The sequence below is a fragment of the Chroococcidiopsis sp. CCNUC1 genome (assembly GCF_023546805.1).
Taxonomy (GTDB): Bacteria; Cyanobacteriota; Cyanobacteriia; order Cyanobacteriales; family Chroococcidiopsidaceae; genus Chroococcidiopsis; species Chroococcidiopsis thermalis.
In genome coordinates this window covers 4,695,755-4,721,823 of record NZ_CP097480.1, presented here as the reverse complement: position 1 = coordinate 4,721,823, position 26,069 = coordinate 4,695,755, and the positions used below count along the sequence as shown (strand labels likewise).

24 protein-coding genes and 1 tRNA gene are annotated in these 26,069 nt (G+C 44.7%); 9 read left to right on the top strand and 16 right to left on the bottom strand.

The features are described 5' to 3' along the window. Positions 1–76 precede the first annotated feature (76 nt). The 4 genes from M5J74_RS21705 to M5J74_RS21690 all read right to left on the bottom strand — a co-directional run bounded on the left by M5J74_RS21705 (position 77) and on the right by M5J74_RS21690 (position 5,394). Positions 77–502 (bottom strand): pentapeptide repeat-containing protein, encoded by a 426-nt coding sequence (locus tag M5J74_RS21705; protein WP_015156098.1) that lies wholly within the window; start codon positions 500–502, stop codon positions 77–79. Positions 503–679: 177 nt separating this feature from the next. Then, positions 680–2,224, bottom strand: coding sequence for a PLP-dependent aminotransferase family protein (locus M5J74_RS21700; protein ID WP_250013119.1), 1,545 nt, complete (start codon positions 2,222–2,224; stop codon positions 680–682). A gap of 377 nt (positions 2,225–2,601) precedes the next feature. Beyond that, positions 2,602–3,816, bottom strand: coding sequence for a DUF790 family protein (locus M5J74_RS21695; RefSeq protein ID WP_015156096.1), 1,215 nt, complete (start codon positions 3,814–3,816; stop codon positions 2,602–2,604). A 48-nt stretch (positions 3,817–3,864) separates the two neighbouring features. Beyond that, the gene (locus tag M5J74_RS21690; protein ID WP_015156095.1) at positions 3,865–5,394 is read right to left on the bottom strand and encodes a DEAD/DEAH box helicase family protein; all 1,530 of its coding nucleotides are present in this window, start codon (positions 5,392–5,394) and stop codon (positions 3,865–3,867) included. Between the two features lie 419 nt (positions 5,395–5,813). Between M5J74_RS21690 and M5J74_RS21685 the strand changes: the two genes are divergently transcribed. Together M5J74_RS21685 and M5J74_RS21680 are read left to right on the top strand one after the other, a co-directional pair. Further along, positions 5,814–6,266: a hypothetical protein gene (locus tag M5J74_RS21685; RefSeq protein ID WP_015156094.1), complete on the top strand. Its 453-nt coding sequence runs from the start codon at positions 5,814–5,816 to the stop codon at positions 6,264–6,266. Between the two features lie 39 nt (positions 6,267–6,305). Beyond that, positions 6,306–6,566 carry a hypothetical protein gene (locus M5J74_RS21680; RefSeq protein ID WP_015156093.1) on the top strand — a complete coding sequence of 87 codons (261 nt, stop codon included), beginning with the start codon at positions 6,306–6,308 and terminating at the stop codon, positions 6,564–6,566. Positions 6,567–6,659: 93 nt separating this feature from the next. Here the strand turns inward: M5J74_RS21680 and M5J74_RS21675 are convergent, their stop codons facing one another. From M5J74_RS21675 to M5J74_RS21660, 4 genes are all read right to left on the bottom strand, one after another. Beyond that, positions 6,660–9,665, bottom strand: coding sequence for a CHASE domain-containing protein (locus tag M5J74_RS21675; protein ID WP_250013118.1), 3,006 nt, complete (start codon positions 9,663–9,665; stop codon positions 6,660–6,662). 361 nt (positions 9,666–10,026) lie between these two features. Next, entirely contained in the window at positions 10,027–11,730 is a 1,704-nt protein-coding gene (locus tag M5J74_RS21670) for an OmpA family protein (protein ID WP_250013117.1), read from the bottom strand. Positions 11,731–11,760: 30 nt separating this feature from the next. Next, on the bottom strand, positions 11,761–12,969 hold the full coding sequence (locus M5J74_RS21665) for a hypothetical protein (protein WP_250013116.1): 1,209 nt from the start codon (positions 12,967–12,969) through the stop codon (positions 11,761–11,763). Then, entirely contained in the window at positions 12,941–13,123 is a 183-nt protein-coding gene (locus tag M5J74_RS21660; RefSeq protein ID WP_146139840.1) for a hypothetical protein, read from the bottom strand. The genes M5J74_RS21665 and M5J74_RS21660 overlap by 29 nt, the downstream gene beginning before the upstream one ends. 120 nt (positions 13,124–13,243) lie before the next feature. Between M5J74_RS21660 and M5J74_RS21655 the strand changes: the two genes are divergently transcribed. From M5J74_RS21655 to M5J74_RS21645, 3 genes are all read left to right on the top strand, one after another. Beyond that, positions 13,244–14,203, top strand: a complete 960-nt coding sequence (locus tag M5J74_RS21655; RefSeq protein ID WP_051033284.1) for a site-specific DNA-methyltransferase — start codon at positions 13,244–13,246, stop codon at positions 14,201–14,203. 318 nt (positions 14,204–14,521) lie between these two features. Beyond that, entirely contained in the window at positions 14,522–15,319 is a 798-nt protein-coding gene (locus M5J74_RS21650) for a hypothetical protein (protein ID WP_015156088.1), read from the top strand. A gap of 364 nt (positions 15,320–15,683) precedes the next feature. Continuing rightward, on the top strand, positions 15,684–16,739 hold the full coding sequence (locus M5J74_RS21645) for a DUF4082 domain-containing protein (RefSeq protein ID WP_015156087.1): 1,056 nt from the start codon (positions 15,684–15,686) through the stop codon (positions 16,737–16,739). Here the strand turns inward: M5J74_RS21645 and M5J74_RS21640 are convergent. Then, entirely contained in the window at positions 16,736–17,968 is a 1,233-nt protein-coding gene (locus tag M5J74_RS21640; protein WP_250013115.1) for a methionine gamma-lyase family protein, read from the bottom strand. The genes M5J74_RS21645 and M5J74_RS21640 overlap by 4 nt on opposite strands. An 87-nt stretch (positions 17,969–18,055) precedes the next feature. Here M5J74_RS21640 and M5J74_RS21635 point away from each other — a divergent pair, with 87 nt between their 5' ends. Then, on the top strand, positions 18,056–18,868 hold the full coding sequence (locus tag M5J74_RS21635; protein ID WP_015156085.1) for an acyl-CoA desaturase: 813 nt from the start codon (positions 18,056–18,058) through the stop codon (positions 18,866–18,868). Positions 18,869–19,082: 214 nt separating this feature from the next. Here M5J74_RS21635 and M5J74_RS21630 read toward each other — a convergent pair whose 3' ends face one another. The 6 genes from M5J74_RS21630 to psbZ all read right to left on the bottom strand — a co-directional run bounded on the left by M5J74_RS21630 (position 19,083) and on the right by psbZ (position 22,778). Further along, the gene (locus M5J74_RS21630; RefSeq protein WP_015156084.1) at positions 19,083–20,348 is read right to left on the bottom strand and encodes a glutamate-5-semialdehyde dehydrogenase; all 1,266 of its coding nucleotides are present in this window, start codon (positions 20,346–20,348) and stop codon (positions 19,083–19,085) included. Positions 20,349–20,352: 4 nt separating this feature from the next. After that, positions 20,353–20,760: a hypothetical protein gene (locus M5J74_RS21625; protein ID WP_015156083.1), complete on the bottom strand. Its 408-nt coding sequence runs from the start codon at positions 20,758–20,760 to the stop codon at positions 20,353–20,355. Between the two features lie 282 nt (positions 20,761–21,042). Continuing rightward, positions 21,043–21,114: transfer RNA gene (locus M5J74_RS21620), tRNA-Gly, on the bottom strand. 156 nt (positions 21,115–21,270) lie between these two features. Beyond that, on the bottom strand, positions 21,271–21,594 hold the full coding sequence (locus M5J74_RS21615; RefSeq protein ID WP_250013114.1) for a hypothetical protein: 324 nt from the start codon (positions 21,592–21,594) through the stop codon (positions 21,271–21,273). Between the two features lie 279 nt (positions 21,595–21,873). Further along, entirely contained in the window at positions 21,874–22,458 is a 585-nt protein-coding gene (gene ribH, locus M5J74_RS21610) for a 6,7-dimethyl-8-ribityllumazine synthase (RefSeq protein ID WP_015156081.1), read from the bottom strand. Between the two features lie 128 nt (positions 22,459–22,586). Next, positions 22,587–22,778, bottom strand: a complete 192-nt coding sequence (gene psbZ / locus M5J74_RS21605) for a photosystem II reaction center protein PsbZ (RefSeq protein WP_015156080.1) — start codon at positions 22,776–22,778, stop codon at positions 22,587–22,589. A gap of 4 nt (positions 22,779–22,782) precedes the next feature. Here psbZ and M5J74_RS21600 point away from each other — a divergent pair, with 4 nt between their 5' ends. Genes M5J74_RS21600 through M5J74_RS21590 form a run of 3 tightly spaced genes read left to right on the top strand, consistent with a single transcriptional unit; the run spans position 22,783 to position 25,905 of the window. After that, entirely contained in the window at positions 22,783–23,034 is a 252-nt protein-coding gene (locus M5J74_RS21600; protein WP_127022976.1) for a hypothetical protein, read from the top strand. Further along, the gene (locus M5J74_RS21595) at positions 23,025–25,772 is read left to right on the top strand and encodes a CBS domain-containing protein (protein WP_106218426.1); all 2,748 of its coding nucleotides are present in this window, start codon (positions 23,025–23,027) and stop codon (positions 25,770–25,772) included. The genes M5J74_RS21600 and M5J74_RS21595 overlap by 10 nt, the downstream gene beginning before the upstream one ends. Continuing rightward, positions 25,753–25,905, top strand: a complete 153-nt coding sequence (locus M5J74_RS21590) for a hypothetical protein (RefSeq protein ID WP_250013113.1) — start codon at positions 25,753–25,755, stop codon at positions 25,903–25,905. Before M5J74_RS21595 ends, M5J74_RS21590 begins: the two co-directional genes overlap by 20 nt. Here M5J74_RS21590 and M5J74_RS21585 read toward each other — a convergent pair. Beyond that, positions 25,889–26,068, bottom strand: coding sequence for a hypothetical protein (locus M5J74_RS21585; RefSeq protein WP_250013112.1), 180 nt, complete (start codon positions 26,066–26,068; stop codon positions 25,889–25,891). The genes M5J74_RS21590 and M5J74_RS21585 overlap by 17 nt on opposite strands. Between the last annotated feature and the right edge of the window lies 1 nt (position 26,069).

The window sequence follows — 26,069 nt, the reverse complement described above, 5'->3', positions numbered from 1 at the left end:
CCTGGGAATGCAGACACACGTATTATAGTCTAGTGCAAGAAGGCAGCAACGTTTGATAACTGATAACTGAAACTGACTACCGATCGCTAAAATTTGCCGTGTAGAGTTTCGCACCTTGGAAATTCGCGCCAGTTACAACAGCACCGTCAAAAATTGTACTTGCTAATTGTGCTTGTTGAAAATTAGCACCTTTTAAATTTGCATCAATTAAACTTGTATCGCTAGCCAAAACTTTCTGCAAATTGGCTTTTTGTAAGTTAGCACCCTCTAAATCTGCACCTTCTAAATTGGCATTTGTCAGGTTAGCACCTGATAAATTTGCATTTCGCAAATCCGCACCAATTAAATGAGCGCCACTCAAATCTGCCCCAGAAAGATCGCAACTCGGGCATTCTCCGGTTGCCAGTAATTGTCTGACATGAGCTGGGTTTTCTGCCCGTACAGGAGTCGCAATCGAAAGAGCAGCGATCGCAACCGTAGTAGAGAGCATTGCTAGTTTCATCTTGCTTCACCTCAATTCACGGATGCAGCTATCTAGTAGCTTGTTACTAGGATCGCGCAACTAAAATGCTATTTCCATCAGGCAATAGGTGGAACTGGATAGCAATTATACTCAACCTTAGAGAGAAAATATCAAGGCTTGCAGCAAAAAAGATGTATTTTGTCAATAGCCTTGCACCTAATTTTTTGTCAACATTCCCAGATTTGGAACGCGCACGTTGCTCGCTATTTCCAGAGGGCGATCGCTAATCGCGCGACTAGGTTGAGGCACGACTGCTACTAAATATTTTTGTACTAGCTCGCCCAACACAGCAACCCCGCGATCGATGTCTGCAAGGGAATTAGAAAAATTTAAGCGCAGGGCTGGATAACCTTGGTGATTGGGAAAAAATGCCGTTCCAGAGGCGACAAGAATCTTACGAGATAATGCTTCTCGACAAATCGCTTGTACGGATATACCTTCTGGTAAATGTACCCAAAGAAATAGCCCTCCCTGGGGAATAGTCCAACTGGCTTGGGCAGGAAAATAACGCTCTAAAGCCTGAAGCATGGCGTTACGGCTGTGAAGATGGTTTGTCCGCAAGCGGTTGAGATAGCGACGATAATGTCCGCCAGCCAAAAACTCGCTGACAATTGCTTGCGAAACTGTAGATGAGTGCAAATCTTGCAGAATTTTCTGTTCTAAAATTGGTTGATAATGCTTGCCCGTCACAACCGTGTAACCGACTCGCAATCCAGGCATTAAAGTTTTAGAAAACGTACTAATATAGGTGACAATATCGCTGCGATCTAAAGCTTTAATTGGAGCTGCAACAGGCTCAGATTCAAAATTTAGCGCTTCATAAGCATTATCTTCCAAAATGGGACATTCGTATTGTTGAGCCAGAACTAACAATTTTTGGCGATGAGTTTGGGAAGTCGTAATCCCAGTCGGATTGTGTAAAGTACTAATTGTATAAATTAATTTAGGGCGATGACTGCAAAGATATTGTTCCAGTAACTCCAAATTCATACCTTCTGCTGTCATGGGAATACCAATAACTTTAACGCCCAAATTTGCTAGTATTCCCAAAGCTCCGTGATAGGTAGGCGTTTCAACTATTACCCAATCTCCAGGCTGAAGATAGTAACGCATTGCCAGCGATAATCCTTGTTCCGAACCATTGGTCACGATAATTTCTTCAGGGGAAACTTCTAGACCTTGGTTTAATAGCATCTGAGCTATTTGTTGGCGTAAAACAAGCTGTCCTTGTGGCAGATCGTAGCGAAATAAAGTATCGGTAGAATTGGCGATCGCTCGTTTGGCAATGCGTTGAAAATTAGCCGATTCTTGTGTTAGAGGAAATCCAGAACTAAAATTAATAATGTCTTTTTGTTGTTGAGCTTGCAAAGTAGCCATAATTTGCTCGCAAAAAGTTTCTCCCGTTTCAGAAATCGTCACTTTTTGAGTTGGAGCAAAATGCGATCGCCATTGTGGTGAGGATACAGTATTGCTGACAAAATATCCCGCACCTGGACGAGATTGAATTAAACCGTCAGCTTCTAATACAGCATAAGCCTCAACAATCGTCAATTTATTCACACCAACACTTGCTGCTAAATTCCGAATTGAAGGCAATTTTTCCCCAGGTGGGAGTTTACCAGATTGAATCAAACGACTCAAATAATTGCGAATTTGTAAATAAAGCGGTTGGGAAGAATGGCGATTTAAAATAATTTTCATAATAAATTGGTAATGGGTAATGGGTAATTGGTTATTTCACTTGTCACGCACCACTGATAACTGATAACTGACTTGTGTACGGGCGGGTTTTGACCAAAAATTTACCGTTTTAATTGTCAATCTATTGGCTAAACCCGCCCCAACGATAACTGATAACTGATAATTGCACTATAAAAGATTTTTCCAAACTGTACCCGGTACAATTCAGTGTATTTGAACTAGGACAGCTGAGAATTGCGATCGCTGTACTGGTAGATAAACTGATTTTTCTGTAGCAATCCTAGATGAATCGTGAAATCGGTTGTCCGTGTAGAGACGTTACATGTAACGTCTCTACACGGGAAACTGTCAGGAGATCGCCAGTTATTGAGCCAAGTTTAATCCATCACCTTCAATACATCTCTTGGCAAGAGCTTATCTTTAAACCAAACAATCCTAGCTGGCACATCATTCATTTTGACACCTGCTTTTTCTAAATTCAATCGTTCGGAAATTGCCAAAATCAAATTATCGGATTGAGCGCGACGAACTTGAGAAAATTTCTTTTGTAAATATTCCGGTCGCCAGTACCCCACAATTTCTAACAAAAATACTCGTCCGTCAGGATGTACCAAACGAAAATCGGGAATCATGACGCTACCAGGAATTGGAATTAGATCGACTTCTCGCTCTAGTACCCATTCGGTTTTTGTAGCATTCCAACGCTCGACAAAAGCCGCTTCTAGCATACTGTCATAAGGTTTACCTGGTGGATAATGAGAGACTAAACCGCACTCAGAATTCAGCGTAAATCGTCCTGTTTTCCAGTTATTAGTGTAGAAATCGCGGGTTTGTAAAATTGCGCTCAAACTCCATTTGGTGACGTGGAGTAAAGCCGGAATAAGTTTGGCGATCGCCAGCCCATATCTCGTACTAGGATTAAATAAACTCGCCGGACCATCAACCGTAATTGTAAATCCGTGGTCGGCATCTCCTTCGATGTATGCCATTAATTGAAATAATTTGAGATAGCGAAATAACAGCTTGTATTCTCCTGGAACGTTGCGATGAGCGTTGAGAGTCAGGTGGCTGGCGCGATAAAATACCCCTTGAACTTGGGATAAATTGTAGCGGTGCAGTAGTGCTTCTGGTGTTGGCGGCTCGAACCGCGTCATGATGCGATTTTCTGCTAAGTCTGCATACAAACCCGTGCGAATTTGTTCGGGGAAGACTTCTTTGTCTAATTCGCGGCTGAGTTGTAATGCTAACTGTTCTAATACCTGGTGGCTTTGCTGGGGACTGGGAGCCGATTGTGCTGCAAGGGCGAAGACTCGTTCGCGCAGCATGGGTGGTTCTAAGGGGCTGACAATTTCAAATTCACAGAAGCTACTACGCAGGAGATAAGCTAAGCCGCGTTTGAGGCGATAATCCGGGCTATCTCCTTCGAGTTCTTGTAGTTGTCGGTCGAGTGCTGCTTGGATATTACCGAGATTTTCTTGGAATGTGGTAATAATATCAGTGGCGATTTCTAGATTGTGTTTGTCTATTTTGAGCCGTTTAGGGGTGATTTCTTCCCCGTTTTGGCGGTGCATGAGTAAGTCGGTTGGAAGCATAGATTAAGATTTGGTCGCGCAAAGACGCAAAGGCGCAAAGGGACAAAGTTATTCTTCGGTTTCTAGGGAGTTATTATCGTCCCATTTTCCTGAAGATTCAGCGGCGCGTTGGCTGGTGCGATCGCCACTTCCATAGGTAATCTGTTTGGTAGGTAAGATCTCTAACTGCGTAACTTTCCCCTCACTCCTTGCCCCTCGCTCCTCACTCCTCTTCACTCCTCGTCTCCTCACTGAAGTTCTTTCTTCGCTGGTGTCTTCGGCTACGACTTCATACATGAGGGCAAATTTGTCTTTGTCTTTACCTTTACGTAGAACTCGCCCTAAGCGTTGAATGTATTCCCGTGCTGAGCCTGTACCGGATAAAATAATGGCAATTCTGGCGGCTGGTACGTCTACACCTTCGTTGAGAACGTGGGAGGCGATGAGGGTTTTGTATTCCCCTTCCCGAAATTTAGTTAAAACTTCGTGGCGTTCTTTGACGGGGGTTTGGTGGGTGATGGCGGGAATGAGAAATTCTTGCGAAATGCGGTAGACTGTGGCGTTGTCGGCGGTGAAAATTAGCGTTCGTTCTGGATAGTGTTCTGCTAACAAGTCGGCGAGAATTCTGATTTTGCCATCCGTACCTAAAGCAATTTCTTTGGCTTGACGGTGTGCTATCATGGCTCTGCGTCCGGCGGCGGATCTGGCACTAGCTTGGACGAATAATTGCCATCCTTTAAGGCTACCAAGAGAGATTTTGGCTTCGCGGAGAAAGTCGTTACGGGTTTGAATCAGTTGGTTGTAGCGATCGCGTTCGTGTTGTGATAGTTTGACTTTAATCTGCACGACTTCGTGTTCTGCCAGCGCTTTACCGGCTAAATCTGCGGCAGTTTTGCGATAGATTTCTTGTCCGATGAGCAGATTTAAGTCTGAGTGTTTGCCATCGGTGCGTTCTGGGGTTGCAGTCAGTCCGAGACGATATGGTGCGATCGCGTATTCGGCAATGACGCGATTAAAATCTGTGGGTAGGTGATGGCATTCGTCAAAGATCAACAGCGCGTAACGGTTGCCTAATGCTTCGGCATGAATTGCCGCACTATCGTATGTCGATACTAATATGGGCGTGCGATCGCGGGAACCACCCCCTAATAATCCCACTTCAACATCGGGAAATGCTGCTGTTAAGTGAGCGTACCACTGGTGCATCAAATCCAAAGTTGGCACGACAATCAACGTGCTGCGGGGAGTGGCTTGCATCGCCAACTGCGCTAGATAAGTTTTCCCCGCCGCTGTTGGTAACACGACAACTCCCCTACGTCCGGCTAGTTTCCAGGCTGCCAATGCCTCGCTTTGATGCGGATATGGCTCCATTTCCATGCTAGGAGATAGTTCTAGCGGTTCAAAGGCTTTAGCTTCGTCGCTAAAGTAACTTCCTTCTGCTTGTAGTGCTTCTACAACTTGGCGATATTGAATGGCGGGAATGCGAAATTTTTCTACCCTGTCATCCCACGTCGCATAGTCCATCCACGATTTACCTCTGGGTGGTGGGTGCAAAATTAACGTACCGCGATCGAACGATAAAGTAGGAGTACGAGGCATTAAAAAAAGTTGTAAGTCGTAAGTTGTAAGTCGTCAGTGATGAGCAGCTGACAATGAGTGCTGATGTTTGTTTACTTTACTCACTCTATAAAGAGACTGGAACGGCTGGCAATAATCAGTTATCAGTTATCAGTGAAGAAAGGGTGTAGGGTGTGGGAAATTTGTTGTTGGTTGTTGGTTGTTGGTTATCGCTCCTCTGCTCCCCTGCTCCCCTGCTTCCTTGTCCCCCTTGTCCCCATTTTGAATGCGCGAGCGTGAATTTTGTCTCCGACTCCCGACTCCCGCCTACAATTGCGGTTACTTACGTAAATCTACGCCAGTATAGTTCACACTTCGCAAAATATGAATCATAATATACAAACTTGAGTTAATTAGCATCTCACTTGTTTAGATAGCAGTCGTTGCAAGGTAGGGAAGTTATGCTAGGGCAAGCTTGGAAAAAATTACTTTGGCTGACGATAGTTTCGCTCTGTATCAGCATAGCCGTGCCAATTTTTGCCCAAAACTCTCCTGTCAGCGCTTATCAATCTAATTACTGGCAGCCAGTATCGCGAGTGAATCCTGGTGGTCCTGTTAATGTGATGTTAGTTAATCGCACCAAGTCACCTTTAAAATACAATTTTCTCGACGATCGCGACGAGAAAGATTTACCAGTCGGGGACAGCGTTCAAGAAAAAATTTCCTTCCTCCCCATCGATGTTGCTATTTACGATCCCGCACCTCAAACTCCTACTAGCAAGACTGGCGGATTGAAGTATAAAACGACTGTTGATAAACAAAACAATGATGTGACAGTCCAAGTTTTATCTAGAGAAGATAGCAGAATGAGTGTAGTCAGAATTGCTAAGAGTGGATCGATTTACATTTTTTAGAAGAGCATTTATTAGAAAAACCTAACAAAAAATATTACTATGCCGCGACACAATCCCTACAACTTGCAGATGGAAATTACTCGCTTGTTCGAGCAGGGACAATCGTTTTTTGCCACAATCAAGGTGCAAGATTGGTTAAAACAACGTAACGAAAATCCTGCTGACTACGACATTCTTTTCCATCAAAAACCAGCTCCACCTGGCTCCAAAGCCGTCATTGCAGTTGAAATCGAACTACGGCGCAAAGACGGACAACCAGTCGATCCTTGGTTGCAAGAACAAGCGAATTTACATGCATAAAATTGGGAGCAGGGAGCAGAGGGAAGAGAGCTGAGGGAGACAAGGGAGACAGGGGAGACAAGGGGGACAAGGGAGAAAACAACCAAATAGCCATCAACTCACTTTTCGAGCCAATTCACTTACAACCGCAGCTAATTTATCGGGATTGACTGGCTTGGCAATATGTTGTTGAAAACCTGCTGCTAAAGCGCGATCGCGGTCTTCTGTTCTAGCATAGGCTGTAAGCGCGATCGCGGGAATTTGTCCGCCTTGTTCTGGTGGTAGTTGTCGCAAGCGATGAATCAAAGCATATCCATCCTCTTCTGGCATTCCAATATCGCTGACGAGGACGTGCGGCTGAAATTGAGCGATCGCCTCAATTGTCTCCCGGGCAGTTTCACGAGTCACGACTTTAGCGCCATACTGGGTCAAAACTGTATTGAGTAAGTCTCTGGCATCGGCTTCATCATCGACGACGACAATCCGTAAACCGTCTAGGGATGGAGGCGCGATCGCAGTTTCTTCTTTTTGGCTGTGAGGTTGCTCTGGCTCATTCAGATTGTAATCTACGGCGCGAATTGGCAGAGCGACAGTAAATGTAGCCCCTTTACCCAATCCCGCACTTTCAGCTCCTACCGTACCACCATGCAGTTCTACCAATTGACGCACGATCGATAAACCCAGTCCTAAACCACCATACTCTCTGGTCGTAGTGCTGTCTGCTTGCAGGAAGCGATCGAAGACGTGGGGTAAAAACTCAGGACTAATACCTTGTCCGTTATCAGCAACTCGTACTTGTACTTGAGAATCAAACTGAAATAAACGCACTTCAATTCGTCCGTCTCTGGGAGTAAATTTAACGGCATTAGCAAGCAAATTCCAGAATACCTGCTGCAAGCGATTGGCATCTCCCATGACCGATCCAATGCTAGAATCTAATTTCGATTCAATCTGAATGTTTTTGGCTGTTGCTGCGGGTAAGACGGTTTCAATCGCAGCAACGATAACTGGTACGATGTCTATCGTACGGATCTCTAAATGCAGCTTTCCCGTAACGATCCGCGACATATCTAAAATATCTTCGATCAACTGCGCCAGAGATTTGGTGTTGCGATCGATAGTCTCTAAAGCGCGTGCTGTCGTCTCTTCATTAAACTTGCGGTTACGAAGTAACTGCGTCCACCCCAGCATTGCATTTAAAGGCGTGCGTAATTCGTGAGATAGAGTAGCCAAAAACTCGTCCTTGATTCGGTTGGCTGTTTCTGCTTCTTCGCGAGCTACCTTTTCCCGTTGTAACAATCGTTCTCGTTCTACTTCTGCTTGCTTGCGTTCCGTAATGTCCGTATGAACGCCGATCCATTCCCTCACGCTACCATCTGTTTCTAAAACTGGCACGCCACGGGCATTCATATACCTATACTCGCCGTCATAGCGCCGCACCCGATGCTCCATCTCGTACACGCTGCGATGAGCCAGAGCTTTTAACCATGCTTGCGCAGTGCGATCGCGATCTTCTGGATGAATCGCTGCAATCCATCCCCATCTCTGATACTCTTCAAACTTTTGTCCGGTAAAAGCACTCCATCCAGGCAGTTCGGTAACGACTTCCCCTTCTGCTTTGGTATCCCAAATAATGTTTGTCGTCGCTTCTACCAAAGAACGATAACGTTCTTCACTCCAACGTAGAGCTTCCTGCGCAGCTTTACGATCGCTCAAATCTAGAATAAAGCCGATAATTTCTGGTTGAGGCGTATTTGTATCTGCTAACAAAGCTGCACCAATTAGAATTGGGACTCGCGTACCATCTTTACGGATATATTGTTTCTCAAATGGAGCTGCAATTCCGCGTTTTTTCAGTTCTTCAGCTGCTTGAAGATCTAAAGGAAGAAACTCCGCAGGAGTTAAACTGTCCCAATGCAATCTCCCTGCCAGCAAATCTTCTCGCTCGTAACCTATGAGTTGGAGAAAATAGTCGTTTGCGTAATGAATTTTTCCCTGAAAGTTCCCAAAGGCAACGCCAAAAATATTTGACTCTACCAAACGTCGAAACCGCTTTTCACTTTCTGTAAGAGCTGCTGCCGATCGCTCGGCGGCTTTGCGCGACGAAGAGAGCGAGTGTGTCATGGCAAATAGAATCATACTCATTGCCACTCCAATAAAGGCAACGAAAGGCGCAAGATCGATGTCTGAAGCTAGTTCTAATTCAGGGCGAGAGGTAAAAACTAAACTCCAAGTACGTCCGCCAAGATCGATCTTTTTGTGAGTCTGAAATTGCGGGCGATCGCGGTTATTTAGCGTATGAGATCTGGATGAGTGTAGCAAATTTGCCGAGCTGACATTGTGACTATCGTAAATTTCAAAATTCACCAAGCGGTCTTCATCGCCAAAAATACCATTCATCAGATCGTCAGCCCGAAAAGGACTGTAAATAAAACCCATTAACTCTGTTTGCCTTTGCCTTTTTGTGGCGGGAATATTACCACCACGGTAAACCGGAACATAGATTAGAAAACCCGCTTGCTTGTGTTTGTCAATTTCTTGAACTAAAGTCACTTTACCTGAAGCAGCGGGAATACCAGTATCGCGGGCGCGTTCCATCGCAGCGCGGCGCACTGGCTCGGAGAACATATCGTAACCAACTGCAACTCGGTTGCGACGATCTTGTGGTTCTAGATAAATAATGGCATGATATTCCAAACGAGGATAGTTGGGGCGGATATTGAAGTTAGCGATTCCCTGTTGCCGCATCTGGGTGACAAAGGCATCTTTCGCTGCTGCTGGCACTCGCGCCGAATAGCCAATTCCTTGAATCCCAGGATAGCTACCGCGCAATTTCATCCGATTCACAAAAGCCCGAAATTCTTGCGATGTTACTGTTTCACTCGCGGCAAATAGACCACTTCCTGCCCGCAACAGAGTTATGTAAGCCTCAATCCGATCTTGAATCTTGGCTTGAGTTGTTTGGACATCATTTTCAAACCGCAACCGCTCTTTATTTTGAACCGTACTCGATACATAATAAGTAGCTGCCGTAGTAAATAAGAGCGAGATCGTCAAAACAAAATAGGGAATCCAGCTTCGACGTGGTTGTAAATACCTCCCAAATAAGTTTGCTTTCATTCGTCGCTTCAAATTACAGAATATCAGCCTAAGATAGCAATAAAGCTTAGTCATAGTCGCGCGTGACTTTTCAGGCGATCGCACCCCCGATCTACACTTGACTGCTTAAGACTCCATATATTGCTACAGACAATATTAACCAATTATAAAAATAATCTGATAATTTCTCGCTCATCTCTACACCCCACACCCTTTCTTCACCGATCGCTTTGTAGAGACGTCACATGTAAAGTCTCTACACTGGTAACTGTACGAGCGGGTTTAGCATATAGATTGACAACCAAAGCTCTAAATTTTTGGTCAAAACCCGTTCCTACGATAACTGATAACTGATAACTGTTATCTGTATTCAGACAGACATTTAACTCTTCAATCGCAACAATTGAATCTCTGTTCGTTGGTTCCGATTATCATAGGGAGAAATATCCCCTCTGAGTTGGCTAAAACCTTTTCCTACTGCAAACATTTTGTGTTGCAGACCGCGTTGTTTGAGATAATTAATAACTTCTTGCGCTCTTTGCTGACTTAATTTTTGATTCAAATCGGCTAATCCTTTTCTAGAAGTATGACCGATTACTCTTATAGCTACAGTCTGCGAATTAAACTCGGCTATTTGCTTAGCCAATCTATCGAGTGTTTGCTTACCTTTCCTAGTGAGTGTAGTCGAGCCAAATTGAAACTCTATCTCTCCTTGTACGCGCAAATTTCCCAGATTAGAGGCAGTTTCAAATTTAGAATTAGTATCGTTCGCTACTCCTTCTAGTAGACTATCAGCTAGTTTTGGATTGTCAGAGCGGATCGAACTAATGAGTTTCTGGGTATGACTAGCGGCGCGATCGAGGAACTGGTAAGTAAATAAGTTTTGAGGAGCTGGAGGCACTTGCTTCATCCTACCTGTTAGTGCCAACACCGCAGCTGTAGAATTTATTCTTTTTTCTAGCGTGCCATCCCTCATCCAGTTTTTCGCCTCAACTGACGTAAAAAAATCAATTCCTTGCATGACCGTTGTTGCATCGCTAGCTGATAAATTACCATCTCGAGCGATTTGATTTTGCAACAACAGACGATCGCTAGTGGATGTATCAATTAAACGATAATAAGCTTCTAAAAAAGCTGAGATTTTTTCAGGTTGCGATTGGAGAAGGCGATCGCCAGCAACAATAACATCGACAATTGCACCTGGAGTATCTCGACTTGATAAGACTACTGTATATCCTTGTTGCCGAGCTTTCGTGACAAAAGGTTCCCAAAGTATAGCTGCTGCTAGATTTGAATTAGATTGCAATTGCTTCCAGGCATCAGCAGCATCGACTACTTTTATTGTTTGAAAATCTAATAATCTAAATGCTTCAAATTTAGCATCTAGCAACAAACCTAGATATTCACTGGGAGAATCGCCAGCAAAAATAATGCTTAGCTGGTTCTGCGATCGCCTCTGCTGTACTAATTGGTTCAGAGCTTGGAGCGATCTGAGGTTAGGATATTGTTTCGTGTTTAAAACAACTGCATCACCTCCGATTGTATGGTTAATCAAACCAACTATTTTCCCTTGGGGTTTTTGTTTTAAAAACTGATCTAGAGTTGTGACTAAGAAATCGGCTTGTCCTTCATTTAAAAGTCGAGCGCGTCTAGCTTGATTAAATTCATCTTTATAGTGCGCTTCAATTTGAAATTCTTTGAGTGCTTGCCGCAATCGATCGCTCCGAAAAGTACTGTAGCCGCTAAAGGTGTCGCCCAAAATTACGATTGCTTTTGAGTTACCCCGATCTCCTAACCGCTGAAAATTTTGAGTGCTAACGCTTTGACTGCGCCAAAAGAACAAGCTTCCTCCCAGTAGCAGTGATAGTATTGACACTAATGTCAACCAAGTATTAGGCAGATAAAACCGATACCGAGTTGTTTTTTTACTATTAGATACACTATTTCTAATAGTACTATTGCTATTTAAAGCATAATTTAGCTCTAGTGGCTGCTTGCATAAATCGCACCGAATGGCAGTAATAGAATTGCCATCATAGCCACAGTTATGACAAGTTATGGATGATTTTGGTGGTTTTGGAGCCATATTTCTGCTTGACAAAAACCAATTATTTGCTTAACTATTTTGGTCTAAAATTTCAGCTCGATTAATTTTTAGTAAATATTGGTAGCACTCTATATATACTTCCATACAAACTGGATGCAGTTTTATCAAAATTTCCTGACACAATAATTCTGTTTGAGTCCAGCTTAAACTATGCCATTTTTGCAGAGGACAGCTTACTGTTGCTTCTATCTCGCTAAGTAATTTGATTATGTCTACCTTTTGCTCTAAGCGCTGTTTTAAAATAGGTGCAAAGACTGGCTCTTGAGGACATTGTTGGCTAAACCAACTTTCCAAAATCGTCAGAGAGCGATCTGTATGAGTTATGGAGGCAACGCGATCGCCTGTCTGTTGTATGAGCTGGCTAACTAATTGACCGAAGCGGTCGTAAATTTCAGCATTAAATGTAAAGTAGTATCGCTTGGCAAGCGCTTCTACAACTGCTTCCCAGTCAGTCTGTCGCCGACCGAATTGCCGATCGCGCGGTTCAATTCTGGTTTTTAAATTGCTGTAAGCGCGTTCCGCTGCCATCGCTTTTTGCAATAACTCTTGTTTTTGAGCCTCGCATTCCTCTGCTAATCGCTGGAAGATCGCGCTCAAAGTTTCTAATACTCTTAGCACCGAGCGCGAACCGGAGTGCTGTAGTGAGTTGAAGAACTCCTGCATCTGAACTTGGTGCTGCGATCGCATGGCTTCCACATTGGACTGTAATTGCGCTCTGAAGCCGTCGGCTGGGTAAGAAGCTGTGCGTTGAGTAAATTCAACTAGATCGGCAGCTTTCTGCTCGATCCATTCTTTGATATCAGAATCTGAAGATTGCCAGCCGAATTTGTCAATCGACTTCACGTTCGCCACCAACTCTACAGAAATCAGCGTTCCTTGCTCCATCCGATCCAGAGCTGTAACAATGGGATAACTATTTTCTGTCTTGATGAACCCCAGTCGATCGAGAATTGTCCCTACAGCAATTTGCTCTGCCGAGCGATCGCGCCATTGTGCAATCAGTTGAGCTGCCAACCAGTAACTCCATAACTTCAGATCGGGTACTGGTAAGCGGACAGGTAGGAATTGTAAGTCAGCCAACTGCTGATAACTTTTTTTCACCCTAGAAAGTAGATGGTGTAATAGCGCAACGCTCTCCTCGTCCTTGCTATTGAAGTTAAAGAGTAAAATAGCATCTTCCTGTTTACCATCATGAGGCTGCCAGCTTTCTAGCACCATGTTCCAAACTCCAACTACACAAATATGAGTGCGTAGCGGCTTCCCAAAGGGAAGTTCGCTGGCGCGGACTGAGGAAATTTACAGCTTTTGAACCTGTGTGGTGCGCTTCGCACAGTGCCAGCGCGATCGGCAGGTTGTATCTGTATAGTTCCACGACTCGCAGTCGCCAAGTACAAGTAGATATTTCCTAAATTATTTCAACTTGTTGCATAAATATATTCTATCGACTGCAAATAAAATGAGTTACGCATTGTGTTTTCATAGCAAAGTAAATATGTTTCTATGTTGCCCTTTATACAATACTGATTATGGCTCTGCATATGTTGGTAATGCTTTGGAATTACTTGACTGCCTCGAATCCAATTCTATCGATTTAGTTATTACTTCTCCACCTTTTGCCCTACAACGTGAAAAGAGTTATGGTAATGTCGAGCAAGAGGCTTATGTAAATTGGTTATTTAATTTTTGTGAAAAAGTCTATCGAGTCTTAGCACCACACGGTAGTTTTGTCCTCGATTTAGGAGGAGCATATCAAAGTAAACGTCCCGTGCGATCGCTCTATAATTACCGTATTTTAATTAAACTTTGCGACGAGCTAGATTTCCGTCTTGCAGAAGAGTTTTTTTGGTATAATCCCTCAAAATTACCATCTCCGATTGAGTGGGTCAATAAACGCAAGATCCGCACTAAGGATGCTGTCAATACTATTTGGTGGTTATCAAAAACTGATAATCCCAAAGCTAATGTGAGTAATGTACTCGTGCCTTACTCAGAGCGCATGAAAAAATTACTCCAGAATCCAGAAAAATTTTATCAACCAAAAGAACGTCCATCAGGACACGATATCGGTAAAGCTTTTGCTAACAATAATGGAGGAGCAATCCCTTCTAATTTATTACAAATACCCAATACTGAAAGTGGCTCTCGTTACATCCAATTATGTAAAGCAGCTAAGATTGGCGCACATCCAGCACGTTTTCCGCAGAAACTTCCCCAGTTCTTTATTAATTTTTTGACAGAACCAGGCGATACAGTCCTCGATATCTTTGCAGGTTCTAATACTACAGGTGTAGCAGCCGAATCATTACAACGACATTGGATCGCGTTTGAACAAAATAGATCGTATCTCGCAACTTCTGCATTTCGATTTGTTGATGCTAATCTGAATCAATCACAAGCTAATACTCTATACACTCAGTTGATGTCAAGTTCGCAGACAGTAGCTTTGAAGTGATTCGATACTCATCGCATAGTTGATTAAATATTGTTACTAATGTTTTCTCAACGCGATCGCATCTAAAAATAGATTTATTGCATCAAAATTAGAATTGTAAACCTTTGACTGGATATTTTGTTATTTCTGATAGATTCAACTCGGTCTATCTAAAATAGGTATTTATCAAATCGAGTTATTTCTACAAAAAAAATAAGTCGATCCGGCTAAACTTTAAATTTTAGTGCGATCGATCGCGTTCGTCAATATTACCGAGGCGATCGCTAATCGTGCCGACCTAAAACTCATTATTATAGTGAAGTTATATGACTTAATTCTATGAAAATAAAAGTTAAAATCTCTTATCTCTCGCTCTGCTATTTAGTAACGGGATTATTATTTTATCTAAATACAGTTGTCAAGGCGATCGCTATTTCACATACAAGCATAAAATCTTCTCCTCAGATAAATAAAATCAACTTATATAACATTCCCATATATGATGTCGAAGCTCTCATCCCTAGCGATCGTACAACTGTCGATTTGATGCAAATTGTACCACCAATTCGTTTGGTCGAACTGAGTCAGAAATTTAAAATAGCATTACAAAAAAAATCCGATAGTGAATGGTTATCGAGCTTAATCAAAAATACCTCTGCCGGACAACCTCTACCTTACGATTCTCGGCTTGGTGTTTCTAAAACTGAGTATCAAGAATTTCTTAGCCTCTCTCACAAATTAATCATGAAGAAGATAGGAACGTCTATGTTACAAATCAAACGTGAGGGGAATAAATACGTATTTTTAGGTAATAATTCTTTATCTGATTTAGCCGGAATCACACTCGATCTTGACCGCAATCTTCTAGAAACTCCGTATGGGACAACGGTAGAAATATTAGAAGTTGTAGCTGATGCAGAGCGACAACGCCTGACTGGTGCGTGGAGTGGATTCATGTGGAAATTAGAACAATTCGATCGCCATACTAACTCTAATATTAAAATCCAATTTAGTTTGGGTAGAATGACGCATAATGGACGAGGAATTTTGCATTACGGCATCACTAGAATTAGCGGTCGTGCTGTGGCAAAATCTACTCTTCTCATCCTTCAGTACGATTTAGTTTCATTCCATTAATTCGATAGAGTTTGAGTTTTTCATACGTTATTTAATTTTCGATACTCATCGATTTACCTTGCCAAGCTTTAACATATATTTATTTTTCTATCTGTAAAATTACTGAATAAATGTGGACTTTATGAATTAGTTTAATAATTCCTAAAAGTGAGTCATACTAGTGTTGTCCATGCCACCTTCAGTGTGATTCATTGAAAAGTTATACAGCTTTGTTTTGAAAACTATGCAGAATCAAAAATCCAAATTCATCACGGATTATTTGAAAGTTTGCAGTAGGTGAAACTAAGTTGAAATAGCAATTTGAATTCGATTTAAGCTGTTCGTTTGTAGATGCTTGTATTAATTATAAAAAACTGGGGAAACTATGTATAAAAGATTATTATTATCGAGTGTCAGTGTCATTACAGCATTACTGGCGATCGCCGCTCCGCGCTCTCTAGCCGAACCGTCAAGTTATTCTATTTGGTCTGACTCTACACCTTTAAATGCAGTTGTAGACAAAGATACTAAACCTGTGGAGCTAGGTCTAAAGTTTCGTAGCGATGTAGATGGGGAAGTATCGGCAATTAGATTTTATCGAGCCGTAGCAAACGAAAGCGGTTACTTCGTTCATCTTTGGTCTAGTACTGGAGAATTACTCGGTACGGGCATGGCTTTTGAAGGACAGCAACCTGCTCCAGGTTGGCAAACCGTACAATTCTATCCACCCATACCAGTTAAGGCGAAACAAATATATATTGCTTCTTATTACGTCAACTCTGGGCGATATGTCGCCAGCGAAAAATTCTTCGAGAATGCTGGGGTAGATAATGGGTTTTTACACGCTCTGCGTAATGGTGAAGCTGGAAGTAACAGTACATACATTTACGGTTACGGCGGTGGTTTTCCAACTCAGTCATACAATAGCACTAACTACTGGATAGATGTTGTCTTCAAACCTAAAACAACGAGTATTTGGACTGATTCTGTAGCTCCATCTTCCATTGCCACTTTTGATTCTAGAGCAATAGAGGTAGGTGTAAAGTTTAAAGCCACGAAAGAAGGCTTTGTGACTGGCATTCGATTCTACAAAGCCGCGACTAACACTGGTACGCACGTCGGCTCTTTATGGACTGCTGGGGGTCAGCTCGTCGCACGCGGTACGTTTGTTTCCGAAACAACTTCTGGCTGGCAACAACTTAAATTCGACCAGCCAATTCGGATCTCGGCAGATACGATTTACGTAGCTTCCTATCACGCTCCAAAAGGTAACTACGCTTACACGCTGAATCACTTTGCCAGCCCTATGAGCAATTCTGGTTTGCAATTTCTTGATGGTAATAATGGCGTGTATAAATACGGTAACTCCAGTTTCCCCAGCCAAACATATAAAAGTAGCAATTACTGGGTAGACGTTCTATACACTCCGATTGGAGATTAATCGGCAGCTCCTACTGCCTCAATCGCAGCTTCTAAGGCGATCGCCACGTGCGTCCAATGAGTACCCCCTTGACAAAAGATCGCGTATGGCTCCCGTAAAGGACCATCAGCCGAAAATTCCGAGGTACTGCCATCAATAAACGTCCCCCCAGCCATCACTAACTCGCTCTCATAACCAGGCATTTCGGCGGGTACGGGGTCGAGATAAGAACCGATGGGCGAGTTTTGCTGAATTGCCCGACAAAAAGCCACTAATTTTTGTGGCGAACCCAATCGAACTGCTTGAATCGTGTCTCGACGCGGAACCAGTGGGGCGGGATTCACCGAATATCCTAACTTGTCGAACACGTATGCAGTCAGGTGATTACCTTTCATCGCCTCTCCTACCATTTGTGGAGCGAGAAATAGTCCCTGAAACATCAGTCGATGCTGGTCGAATGTCGCCCCGCCAGCACTACCAATTCCTGGGGCTGTGAGGCGACAGGTAGCTGCTTCTACGAACTCTTCTTTCCCTGCGACATAGCCGCCAGCCGTGACAATCGTGCCACCAGGATTTTTAATCAAAGACCCCGCCATCAAATCCGCACCGACCGCCGTAGGTTCTCGATCTTCAATAAATTCGCCGTAGCAGTTATCGACAAAACAAACTGTATTCGGGTTTTGCTGTTTGACGATGTGGACGATCTTTTCAATCTCGGCAATGGAAAGGCTAGAACGCCAGGAATAACCGCAAGACCGCTGGATCGAGACTAAACGGGTGCGATCGCGCACCGCCGTTTCTAACACCTGCCAATCAATCGTTCCGGCTGCGGTTAGATCTATTTGGCGATAATTAATGCCAAACTCTATCAAGGAGCCTTGTCCGCTGCCCCTAAGCCCGATCGCTTCTTCCAGCGTATCGTAGGGCGCACCTGCAACCGCCAGCATCTCATCCCCTGGGCGCAATACACCGAACAAAGCACAGGCGATCGCGTGGGTTCCAGAGACAAACTGGACTCTCACTGCGGCTGCTTCTGCTTGCATCACCTCAGCAAATACCCGATCTAACGTCTGACGACCCAGATCGTCGTGACCGTAGCCGCTGACAGAAGCAAAATGATGCGCCCCCACCCGCTGGTGGCGAAAAGCACTCAGCACTCGTTGAAGATTTTGCTTGACCTGAGCGTCAATTCCAGAAAAAATCGGAGATAGTGCCTGTTCTGCTAGTTGCAGCTGTTCGTAGCTGTTCATCGTCAAATTTATCGCTTTAGATTAACTTAATAGGTGGATCTTTGATTCTGGCAGATCGGACGCTAGTTTTTGAATTTAGGTTATCGCATGACGATTGCTACCCCAACCAAACTGACAATCAACTGGGTCAATACCCTATTTTTTATTGGTTTGCATTTTGGAGCTTTATTTGCTCTACTCCCTAGCAACTTCAGCTGGCAAGCAGTTGGTGTTGCCGTGTTTCTCTACTGGGTCACTGGCGGTTTGGGAGTTACTCTAGGCTTTCACCGTCTTGTCACCCACCGCAGCTTTCAAACTCCAAAATGGCTGGAGTATTTCTTGGTCTTTTGCGGAACACTCGCCTGTCAAGGAGGACCGATTGAATGGGTAGGGACGCACCGCGCCCATCATCTTTACTCCGATACCGAACCCGATCCCCACGACTCTAACAAAGGTTTTTGGTGGAGTCACATCGGCTGGTTAATTTATCGCAGACCGATTGAATTAGATCTTGCTCGTTTTACAAAAGATATTGCTGGCGATCCAGTTTATCAATTTCTAGAAAAAAATATGATTTTCATCCAGATCGCTCTGGGTGTCGTCCTATTATTACTTGGTGGCTGGTCATTTGTCGTCTGGGGAATTTTTGTGCGAGTCGTGTTCGTCTACCACTGCACCTGGTTGGTAAACAGCGCCACGCATAAATTTGGCTATCGCAGCCATGAATCCGGCGATCGCTCGACCAACTGTTGGTGGGTAGCCCTGTTGGTGTTTGGCGAAGGCTGGCACAACAACCACCACGCCTTCCAATACTCTGCCCGACACGGCTTAGAGTGGTGGGAAGTCGATCTCACCTGGATGACGATCTGCTTGCTACAAGCTCTTGGCTTGGCTAAAAATGTGAAGCTGGCTGAAAAGTAGTGGTTAGTAGCTAGTGACTGGCGGCTAGTGAATAAAATTCTTCCTTAACAGATGTGAGTGAGAGTTGTAGCTGGAGTGCTACTTGTAGTCCATCTCCTTGCTTACCTTTTCATTTCTATCTGTCTCTAACCGCTAAGCACCAGCCACTAGCCACTAGCCACTAGCCACTCTATCTGTCTCTAACCGCTAACCACTAGCCACTAGCCACCAGCCACTAAAATCTACTATTCCCCTGCACGATATGCTTTACCGTCGTCAGGCTTTCGGGGCTAATTAGTCCTCGGCGGTGTCCTTTCTGATTTGACATGCCCAAAAAGATCGACTCTCCTCGGGCGGGATTGCGGCAAAAGCGCGGGGAGGCGTTGATATAAGTGGAGGCGCTATTCACCCGCAAAGCAAAGTGACGGCTTTCTTGATAGGACTCAGTAACGATGCAGTCGGCATGACCGCTACTATAACGATTGATCCACGAAATGGCTGCTTCTAAGTTGTCTACTACCTTAAAAGCTACTGTTTTGTTTAAATATGATTGACTCCACTCAGAATCCTTTGCTAGTTGTAGCTGGGGAAATGCTTCAACTAATGCGGTATCTCCCCTAACTTGAAAACCTTTTTCTTGCAAGCTGTTCCACAGGGTAACGAGGGACGAGGGATTGGTGGTGCGGTGAATCAAGACTTTCTCGATCGCATTGACCGGATCGGGTTCGCTAGCATGACTGTCTAAAATCGTCCAGCGCATCATTTCAATGCTGCCAGATAGCGACCAGTAAAGGTAACAGTTCCCCATCGCCGATTTCAAAACTGGGGCGGTGGACTGTCGCACGACTTGCTGAACTAAGCTGGGGCGACCGTAGGGAATGACAAGGTTGATGTATTGGTCTTGGGTAATTAATTCCTGTGTTAAGCTCCCTTCCTCTGTCTCAATTCTTTCCAGACAACCGGAAGGCATTCCGCTTTCCTCTAAGGCAATTTGCAGAACCTTGGCAATAGCAGCATTAGAGTGACTGGCTTCTCCTCCACCTTTGAGAATGAGGCTGTTACCAGTTTTGATACACAGTCCTGCGGCGATCGCCCCAAGTTCTGGAAATGCTTCGTAAACTAAGGCGATCGTTCCCAACGGCATGAGCTGGCAGTAAGTTTGAGAATCGGCAAGCTGGTAGTCAGCATTTCTAATCCGTCGCAAAGGGTCTGACAGTTCGCTCAGACGTTGCAAAATTTCTACCGCAGCTTGGAGGCGTTCGGGAGTCAACTTCAGCCAATCCACGATTAATTCTGGCACTGCCATTTCGCGACTAGCTTCCAAGTCCAAAGTGTTGGCTTCCAAAATGTCATCGAAAGATTGCTTGAGTGCTTCTGCCATCTTTTGCACGGCACGGCTGCGGTCTGCTCCCTTACTAATTCCTAGTTTTAGGGAAGCTCCGTAGGCGCGACGAGCAGTAGCGACCAAGCCTGAGTGAGTATGAGATGTGTCACCTGTCATCGACTTAACGTCTGTAAATCAGCCAGACCATTAGTGCTGGCAGTACTGCTAGCAGTACTGCTACTAATGCCCATACTAGAATACTGGCATGGTGTGGCGATCGCAGTGCCAAAGGCAACCAAAAAATTAGCAGCCCAAACACTACTAATAGTGCTACTGGAAGATAGCTCTGTCCCAAACGTGGCTTAGCTACGCTCCAGCGATTGCCCAGCCAGCGCCATGCTCTCTTGTAAGGGTAGCTAGTGGATAATTGTTCTAATACATACCCGTTTTCTTCCACAACGAAGAGTTGCTGACAGCGATCGCAACCAAACGCTTCTGTCAGCGTAATCGGAATTAATCGCCCGTGTCGGCGACAGGGACAAGGGTAATCTACACTCAGATCGATTTTTTGGGTCTTTTGAGGTTGCACGAGCCGCCGTAGAACCAAAATGTGGCTATCCTACGAGTTTACATAATACTTTCTAAGTCTAACCAAATAATTCTCAGCTTTCCATTACATTTTCCAAATGCCAAGTTATTTACTCTCGACTTAGATTGCTTCTTGTTGCTTAACGCAACGCGAGGTTAGTAGGTTTTCCCTCCTATCTGAGATTCTAGAACAGATAAAATTCGCTTTGACTCTAGGCAGAGCGATTATTTAATTAACTTATTCGTTCTAAATCTTTTCTCTTCTATTTTTCAATTTACTTTAAGCGGGTAACGCGATTCGAACGCGCGACATCAACCTTGGCAAGGTTGCGCTCTACCACTGAGCTATACCCGCAATTTACTGTGCATTTATTAATGTCTCAGATTTGGCTGAGTTTGTCAAGTTTTTTTTTGCGAGGTTGTCAGTTATCAGCGAGTGGGGAGCAGGGAGCGCACGAGCAGGAAGCAGTTAATTCTCTACTTACGACTTACGACTTACGACTTCTCCCTTCTAACTTTCAGTACTAGGTATAAATACTATGCGGGGGGGGGTAGATTGTCGCAAGTGGTTTTTTGAGCTGCCTGAAAATAGCTCGATCTCCTGGCGCTGTCTTTCTACAGCTACCATGACTTGCTGTACTTGTTTGCCAATTTTGTCTATCGCCTCTAAGAGTGCAGTACCACCATCGCCATCGCTATCGGATTTTTTAATATAAGTATTTTTAATAGCTTCACCTGTGAGTTGGTGAATTGACTTACCTGTTTCCCGTTCAATTCTGGTCAATAACTCTATATCTTCTGGTTCTAACTCAATACCAATTGTGTTTCCTCGCATTTGTGCTACCTAATTTAGTCTGAACTACAAACTGAAAACTTATGTTTGATAGCGTACATTACTGGCTTATAGTTTGTCATTAACTTAATGCCAATATATGTGCTGGAGATCGGCTCAAAGCAAAGACTTCAACTGCCACGAACTTAACCTAATTTCAACTTATTGATATACCTCGATTGGAGGATTTTTACTAGACAAAAAAGGTAGCGCATATAACTAACGCTACCTACCATTTTTCAGAGTATTGAGTAGCATTTTTCACTTGCCACTCCTGCATTGTCACTCGCCACTTTCTGTAATTGGCGATCGCTCGTTAGCAATGGCACTTTTCAGCGATGCAGCGGGCAAGGATTGAGAATTATTGTTGTAGGATTCTACAGTAATATCGGAATGTAGTTGCCGCATCAAGCTAGCCATCTCAATCGCGTTCATGGCGTAGTCCCAACCCTTGTTGCTCTTAATTCCGGCTCTTTCCAGAGCTTGCTGCATCGAGTCTACAGTCAGAATACCAAAAATGACTGGTACGCCAGTTTGAAATCCTGCCGCAGCAATGCCCTTAGCTACTTCTCCCGCAACATAATCGAAATGGGGAGTTTGACCGCGAATGACTGCTCCAAGACAGATCACGGCATCATAGCGATGAGATAATGCTAATTGTCGCGCCACAATTGGCACTTCAAAACTACCAGGGACGTAAGCGTAATCGACTTGACTGCCGTGAGGATTCGGATCGATGCCATGACGTTTCAAGCAATCTTGACATCCTTCTAACAGCTTACCAATCACTAAATCGTTAAACCGACCGATGACGATCGCAAACCGTAAAGGTTCTGTCTGAGTAAAAGTTCCCTCGAAAACTGCCATTACTAAATCAGTTGTCAGTTGTCAGTTGTCAGTTGTCAGCGTAGAGACATTACGTGTAAGTCTCTACAAAGTAGCGATCGCTTACTTGTCAATCGCGACGATCGACAAGGGCGATCGCCTCAAGTTGCTTATACGACCAAAAAGTTCAAAACACCGATGACGATCACTAGACCGAACCAGGCGATCGAACCGATCCAAAGCAGCCTTTTTGATTCCACCCAATTTTGGGGAGTAGCGTAAGCCACGGGAACGCCAATTACCAAAGCAAAGGACAAGAATACCAGGGCAACTAAAGCCAATTGAAACAGAGCAGATAACATCAGTATGTCTCCCTACACAGCAACAAACCAGAATAGATCTAGATTAAGCTTAAAGCTTGCTAATTTTGCTTATAACCTATATGTAACCTATCAGAAATTGGCACAATATAGGGAGTCGGTGAAGAGAGCTGAGGGAGCGATCGGGGCTGAAGGAGCTGAGGAGAATAACAACCCATTACCTATTACCCATTACCAACCACCAACTACCAACTACCAATTTCCCACACCCTGCTCATCACGCACTACATGGATCTAATTCTTTGTCATACAACAGCAGATTTTGATGCGCTGGGGGCGGCTGTGGGGCTGTCGCGGCTGTGGGCGGGAGCGAAGATCGTGCTGACGGGTGGTAGTCATCCAGCGGTAAAGGATTTTTTGGCACTGCATCGGGACGAATATGCATTGATCGAACGCCGTTCTGTGAATCCAAAACAAATTCGATCGCTGATTGTCGTCGATACACAACACCGCGATCGCTTGGGTGCGGCGGCGGAGTGGCTGGATTTGCCCCAAATCGAACAGATTGTTGTTTACGACCACCACTTAGAGATCGATCGCGATATTTCGGCTACGGCAACTCATATTGCTGATGTGGGAGCGACGACGACGCTAATTGTCGAAGAATTACAAGCTCAGCAGGTGGAAATCACGCCGTTTGAAGCAACTGTGATGGCGTTAGGCATCCACGTCGATACGGGATCGCTGTCATTTGACCAAGCCAACCATCGCGATGCATTGGCTCTAGCATGGTTGATGCAGCAAGGAACTAGCTTGCATGTCGTGCGGGATTACATCGATCCTGGGTTTTCGCCGCAGTTACAGGTGTTATTAACTGAGGCACTGGATAACTTCCACTGCGATCGCTTGCGAGGATATACAGTCGCTTGGGTCTTGCTAAAAACTCCAGGTTATGTATCTGGATTATCTAGCTTGGCAGCGCGACTAATGGAATTGACCGAAAGCGATGCCGTCCTACTGGGGGCAAGGTATGCTTTGGGAGATAGTGGCGAAGAAAGGCTGACAGTTATTGGGCGATCGCAAATTCCTGGCACAAATCTGAATGAATTGTTTCAGCCCCTCGGTGGTGGGGGACATTCTCAAGCTGCGTCTCTCTCGTTACGGGGTGTCGATGGGCAGGTAACTTTACAACAATTGGTCGAACGACTCAAAGCTACGATTCCCCATCCGCCGACAGCTAGGGAATTAATGTCATCCCCCGTCCGCACGATCCGCCCAGATACGACGATTGCCGAGGCACAGCGGATTTTGCTGCGTTACGGTCACTCTGGATTGTCTGTGGTCGATCCTACGGGCAAGTTGGTAGGAATTATTTCTCGTCGCGATATTGATATTGCCCTGCACCACGGCTTCAGTCACGCACCCGCCAAGGGGTATATGACGACAAATATCAAGACTATTACTCCAGAAACGACTCTGCCAGAAATTCAAGCGTTGATGGTGACATATGATATCGGACGCTTGCCAGTGTTGCAAGACGGAGAATTGCGTGGCATCGTCACCCGTACCGACGTACTGCGGGAATTGCATCAGGAAGGAGCGAGGAGCGAGGAGCTAGGGGTAAGAGGGAATGCTGTTGGGATTATTCCACCTGCGGCATTCTTGAGATTGTTGAGCGATCGCCTCGCCGCACCTTTTTGGGAACTGCTGACTCAAGCCTCTGCTCAGGCAGAACAGCGAGGTTGGCACTTGTATTTGGTTGGGGGAGGAGTGCGCGATTTACTGTTGGCAAAACAGAACGGTGCAGCACCCCTGTATCTACAAGATATCGATCTAGTTGTAGATGGCTTTCATCGCACTGCTGATGTAGGCGCGGGAGTGGAGTTAGCTCGCGCCCTTCAGCAACTTTACCCTGCTGCTCGTCTCGAAATTCATGGGGCATTTCAAACAGCAGCATTGTTGTGGCACAAAGACCCTATTTTCGGCTCTCTTTGGATTGATATTGCCACTGCACGCACGGAATTTTATCCCTATCCTGCTGCCAATCCTGAAGTAGAAGCGAGTTCCATTCGCCAAGACTTATATCGACGCGACTTTACAATTAATTCCCTTGCCGTCCGTTTGACACCACCAAGAGCAGGGGAAATGTTAGATTTCTTTGGTGGATTGCTCGATTTACAGGCAAAGCAAATTCGGGTTTTACACGCCAACAGCTTTATTGAAGACCCGACTCGGATTTATCGTGCCGTCCGCTTTGCCGTACGTTTAGAATTTGCGATCGAACCTCAGACGGAAAATTATATTCGCTATGCCATTGACAGCGGGGTTTACAAGCGTACCCAAGGCAATAATTCCAGAGCGCCTGCTTTACAAACGCGATTGAAAAACGAGCTGAAATACATTTTGCAAGCACCCTACTGGCAAGCAGCATTAAGTTTACTGGGAGATTTAGATGCTTTGCAATGCCTGCATGAAACTTTGAAACTGGATAAAACTCTTTGGCAGCAGTTGCGGTTTTTAGAACGTTGTTTGAGACGATTTAATCGAGAAAGTCAAAAGTCAAAAGTTAAAAGTCAAAATGTTCCTATCCCTCCTTGGCTGTTACGTCTAGAGGTTCTCATTGCATATCTTGCCCCAGAATACCGCGATCGCGTTGCCCAAAATTTACAATTACCCGATGACAGTATCTATCGCTTGCGCCACTTACAACAGGCACAAGAGCGAGTCTTAACAGCTTTGCCTTCCTGTCGGCTACCCAGTCAAGTATTTGACTTGTTGCGGCAGTACGACCTACCGATGCTAATTTTAATTGCTCTACGCAGTCCTCGCCCAGTGCGATCGCTTGTCTGGCAATACGTCACTCAGTGGGCTAACGTCCAACCACTATTAAGCGGTCACGACTTGAAACAACTGGGATACAAACCAGGACCTCAATATCGTCAAATTCTCGACGATCTACTTGCTGCCACTTTAGATGGAATTATCCGCGATCGCACGGAGGCTGAGAGTTATCTATTTGAGCATTATCCCCGTTAATTGGGAGACAAGGGAGAGAAGAGAGCTGAGGGGGACAAGGGGGACAAGGGGGACAAGGGAGAGAAGAGAGCTGAGGGGGACAAGGGGACAAGGGGGACAAGGGGGACAACTACCAACTACCAACTACCACTGACAACTACCACTGACAACTGATAACTGACAACTGACAACTGACTGACTGGTGCTGGTTGCATTTCGCCACGAAAGTCTAGTAGTTGTACGAGGAGGAGATAGGCGATCGCCAGTAGGATTGAAATTGCCCCTGTGATGATAGCAACGATTTTCGAGCGGTTCATG

Excerpts from the sequence above, each read along its gene's own strand:
- M5J74_RS21705 (WP_015156098.1), bottom strand. The coding sequence starts at position 502 with ATGAAACTAGCAATGCTCTCTACTACGGTTGCGATCGCTGCTCTTTCG.
- M5J74_RS21700 (WP_250013119.1), bottom strand. The coding sequence starts at position 2,224 with ATGAAAATTATTTTAAATCGCCATTCTTCCCAACCGCTTTATTTACAA.
- M5J74_RS21695 (WP_015156096.1), bottom strand. The coding sequence starts at position 3,816 with ATGCTTCCAACCGACTTACTCATGCACCGCCAAAACGGGGAAGAAATC.
- M5J74_RS21690 (WP_015156095.1), bottom strand. The coding sequence starts at position 5,394 with ATGCCTCGTACTCCTACTTTATCGTTCGATCGCGGTACGTTAATTTTG.
- M5J74_RS21685 (WP_015156094.1), top strand. The coding sequence starts at position 5,814 with ATGCTAGGGCAAGCTTGGAAAAAATTACTTTGGCTGACGATAGTTTCG.
- M5J74_RS21680 (WP_015156093.1), top strand. The coding sequence starts at position 6,306 with ATGCCGCGACACAATCCCTACAACTTGCAGATGGAAATTACTCGCTTG.
- M5J74_RS21675 (WP_250013118.1), bottom strand. The coding sequence starts at position 9,665 with ATGAAAGCAAACTTATTTGGGAGGTATTTACAACCACGTCGAAGCTGG.
- M5J74_RS21670 (WP_250013117.1), bottom strand. The coding sequence starts at position 11,730 with ATGGCTCCAAAACCACCAAAATCATCCATAACTTGTCATAACTGTGGC.
- M5J74_RS21665 (WP_250013116.1), bottom strand. The coding sequence starts at position 12,969 with ATGGTGCTAGAAAGCTGGCAGCCTCATGATGGTAAACAGGAAGATGCT.
- M5J74_RS21655 (WP_051033284.1), top strand. The coding sequence starts at position 13,244 with ATGTTTCTATGTTGCCCTTTATACAATACTGATTATGGCTCTGCATAT.
- M5J74_RS21650 (WP_015156088.1), top strand. The coding sequence starts at position 14,522 with ATGAAAATAAAAGTTAAAATCTCTTATCTCTCGCTCTGCTATTTAGTA.
- M5J74_RS21645 (WP_015156087.1), top strand. The coding sequence starts at position 15,684 with ATGTATAAAAGATTATTATTATCGAGTGTCAGTGTCATTACAGCATTA.
- M5J74_RS21640 (WP_250013115.1), bottom strand. The coding sequence starts at position 17,968 with ATGAACAGCTACGAACAGCTGCAACTAGCAGAACAGGCACTATCTCCG.
- M5J74_RS21635 (WP_015156085.1), top strand. The coding sequence starts at position 18,056 with ATGACGATTGCTACCCCAACCAAACTGACAATCAACTGGGTCAATACC.
- M5J74_RS21630 (WP_015156084.1), bottom strand. The coding sequence starts at position 20,348 with ATGACAGGTGACACATCTCATACTCACTCAGGCTTGGTCGCTACTGCT.
- M5J74_RS21615 (WP_250013114.1), bottom strand. The coding sequence starts at position 21,594 with ATGCGAGGAAACACAATTGGTATTGAGTTAGAACCAGAAGATATAGAG.
- ribH (WP_015156081.1), bottom strand. The coding sequence starts at position 22,458 with ATGGCAGTTTTCGAGGGAACTTTTACTCAGACAGAACCTTTACGGTTT.
- psbZ (WP_015156080.1), bottom strand. The coding sequence starts at position 22,778 with ATGTTATCTGCTCTGTTTCAATTGGCTTTAGTTGCCCTGGTATTCTTG.
- M5J74_RS21600 (WP_127022976.1), top strand. The coding sequence starts at position 22,783 with ATGTCTCCCTACACAGCAACAAACCAGAATAGATCTAGATTAAGCTTA.
- M5J74_RS21595 (WP_106218426.1), top strand. The coding sequence starts at position 23,025 with ATGGATCTAATTCTTTGTCATACAACAGCAGATTTTGATGCGCTGGGG.
- M5J74_RS21585 (WP_250013112.1), bottom strand. The coding sequence starts at position 26,068 with ATGAACCGCTCGAAAATCGTTGCTATCATCACAGGGGCAATTTCAATC.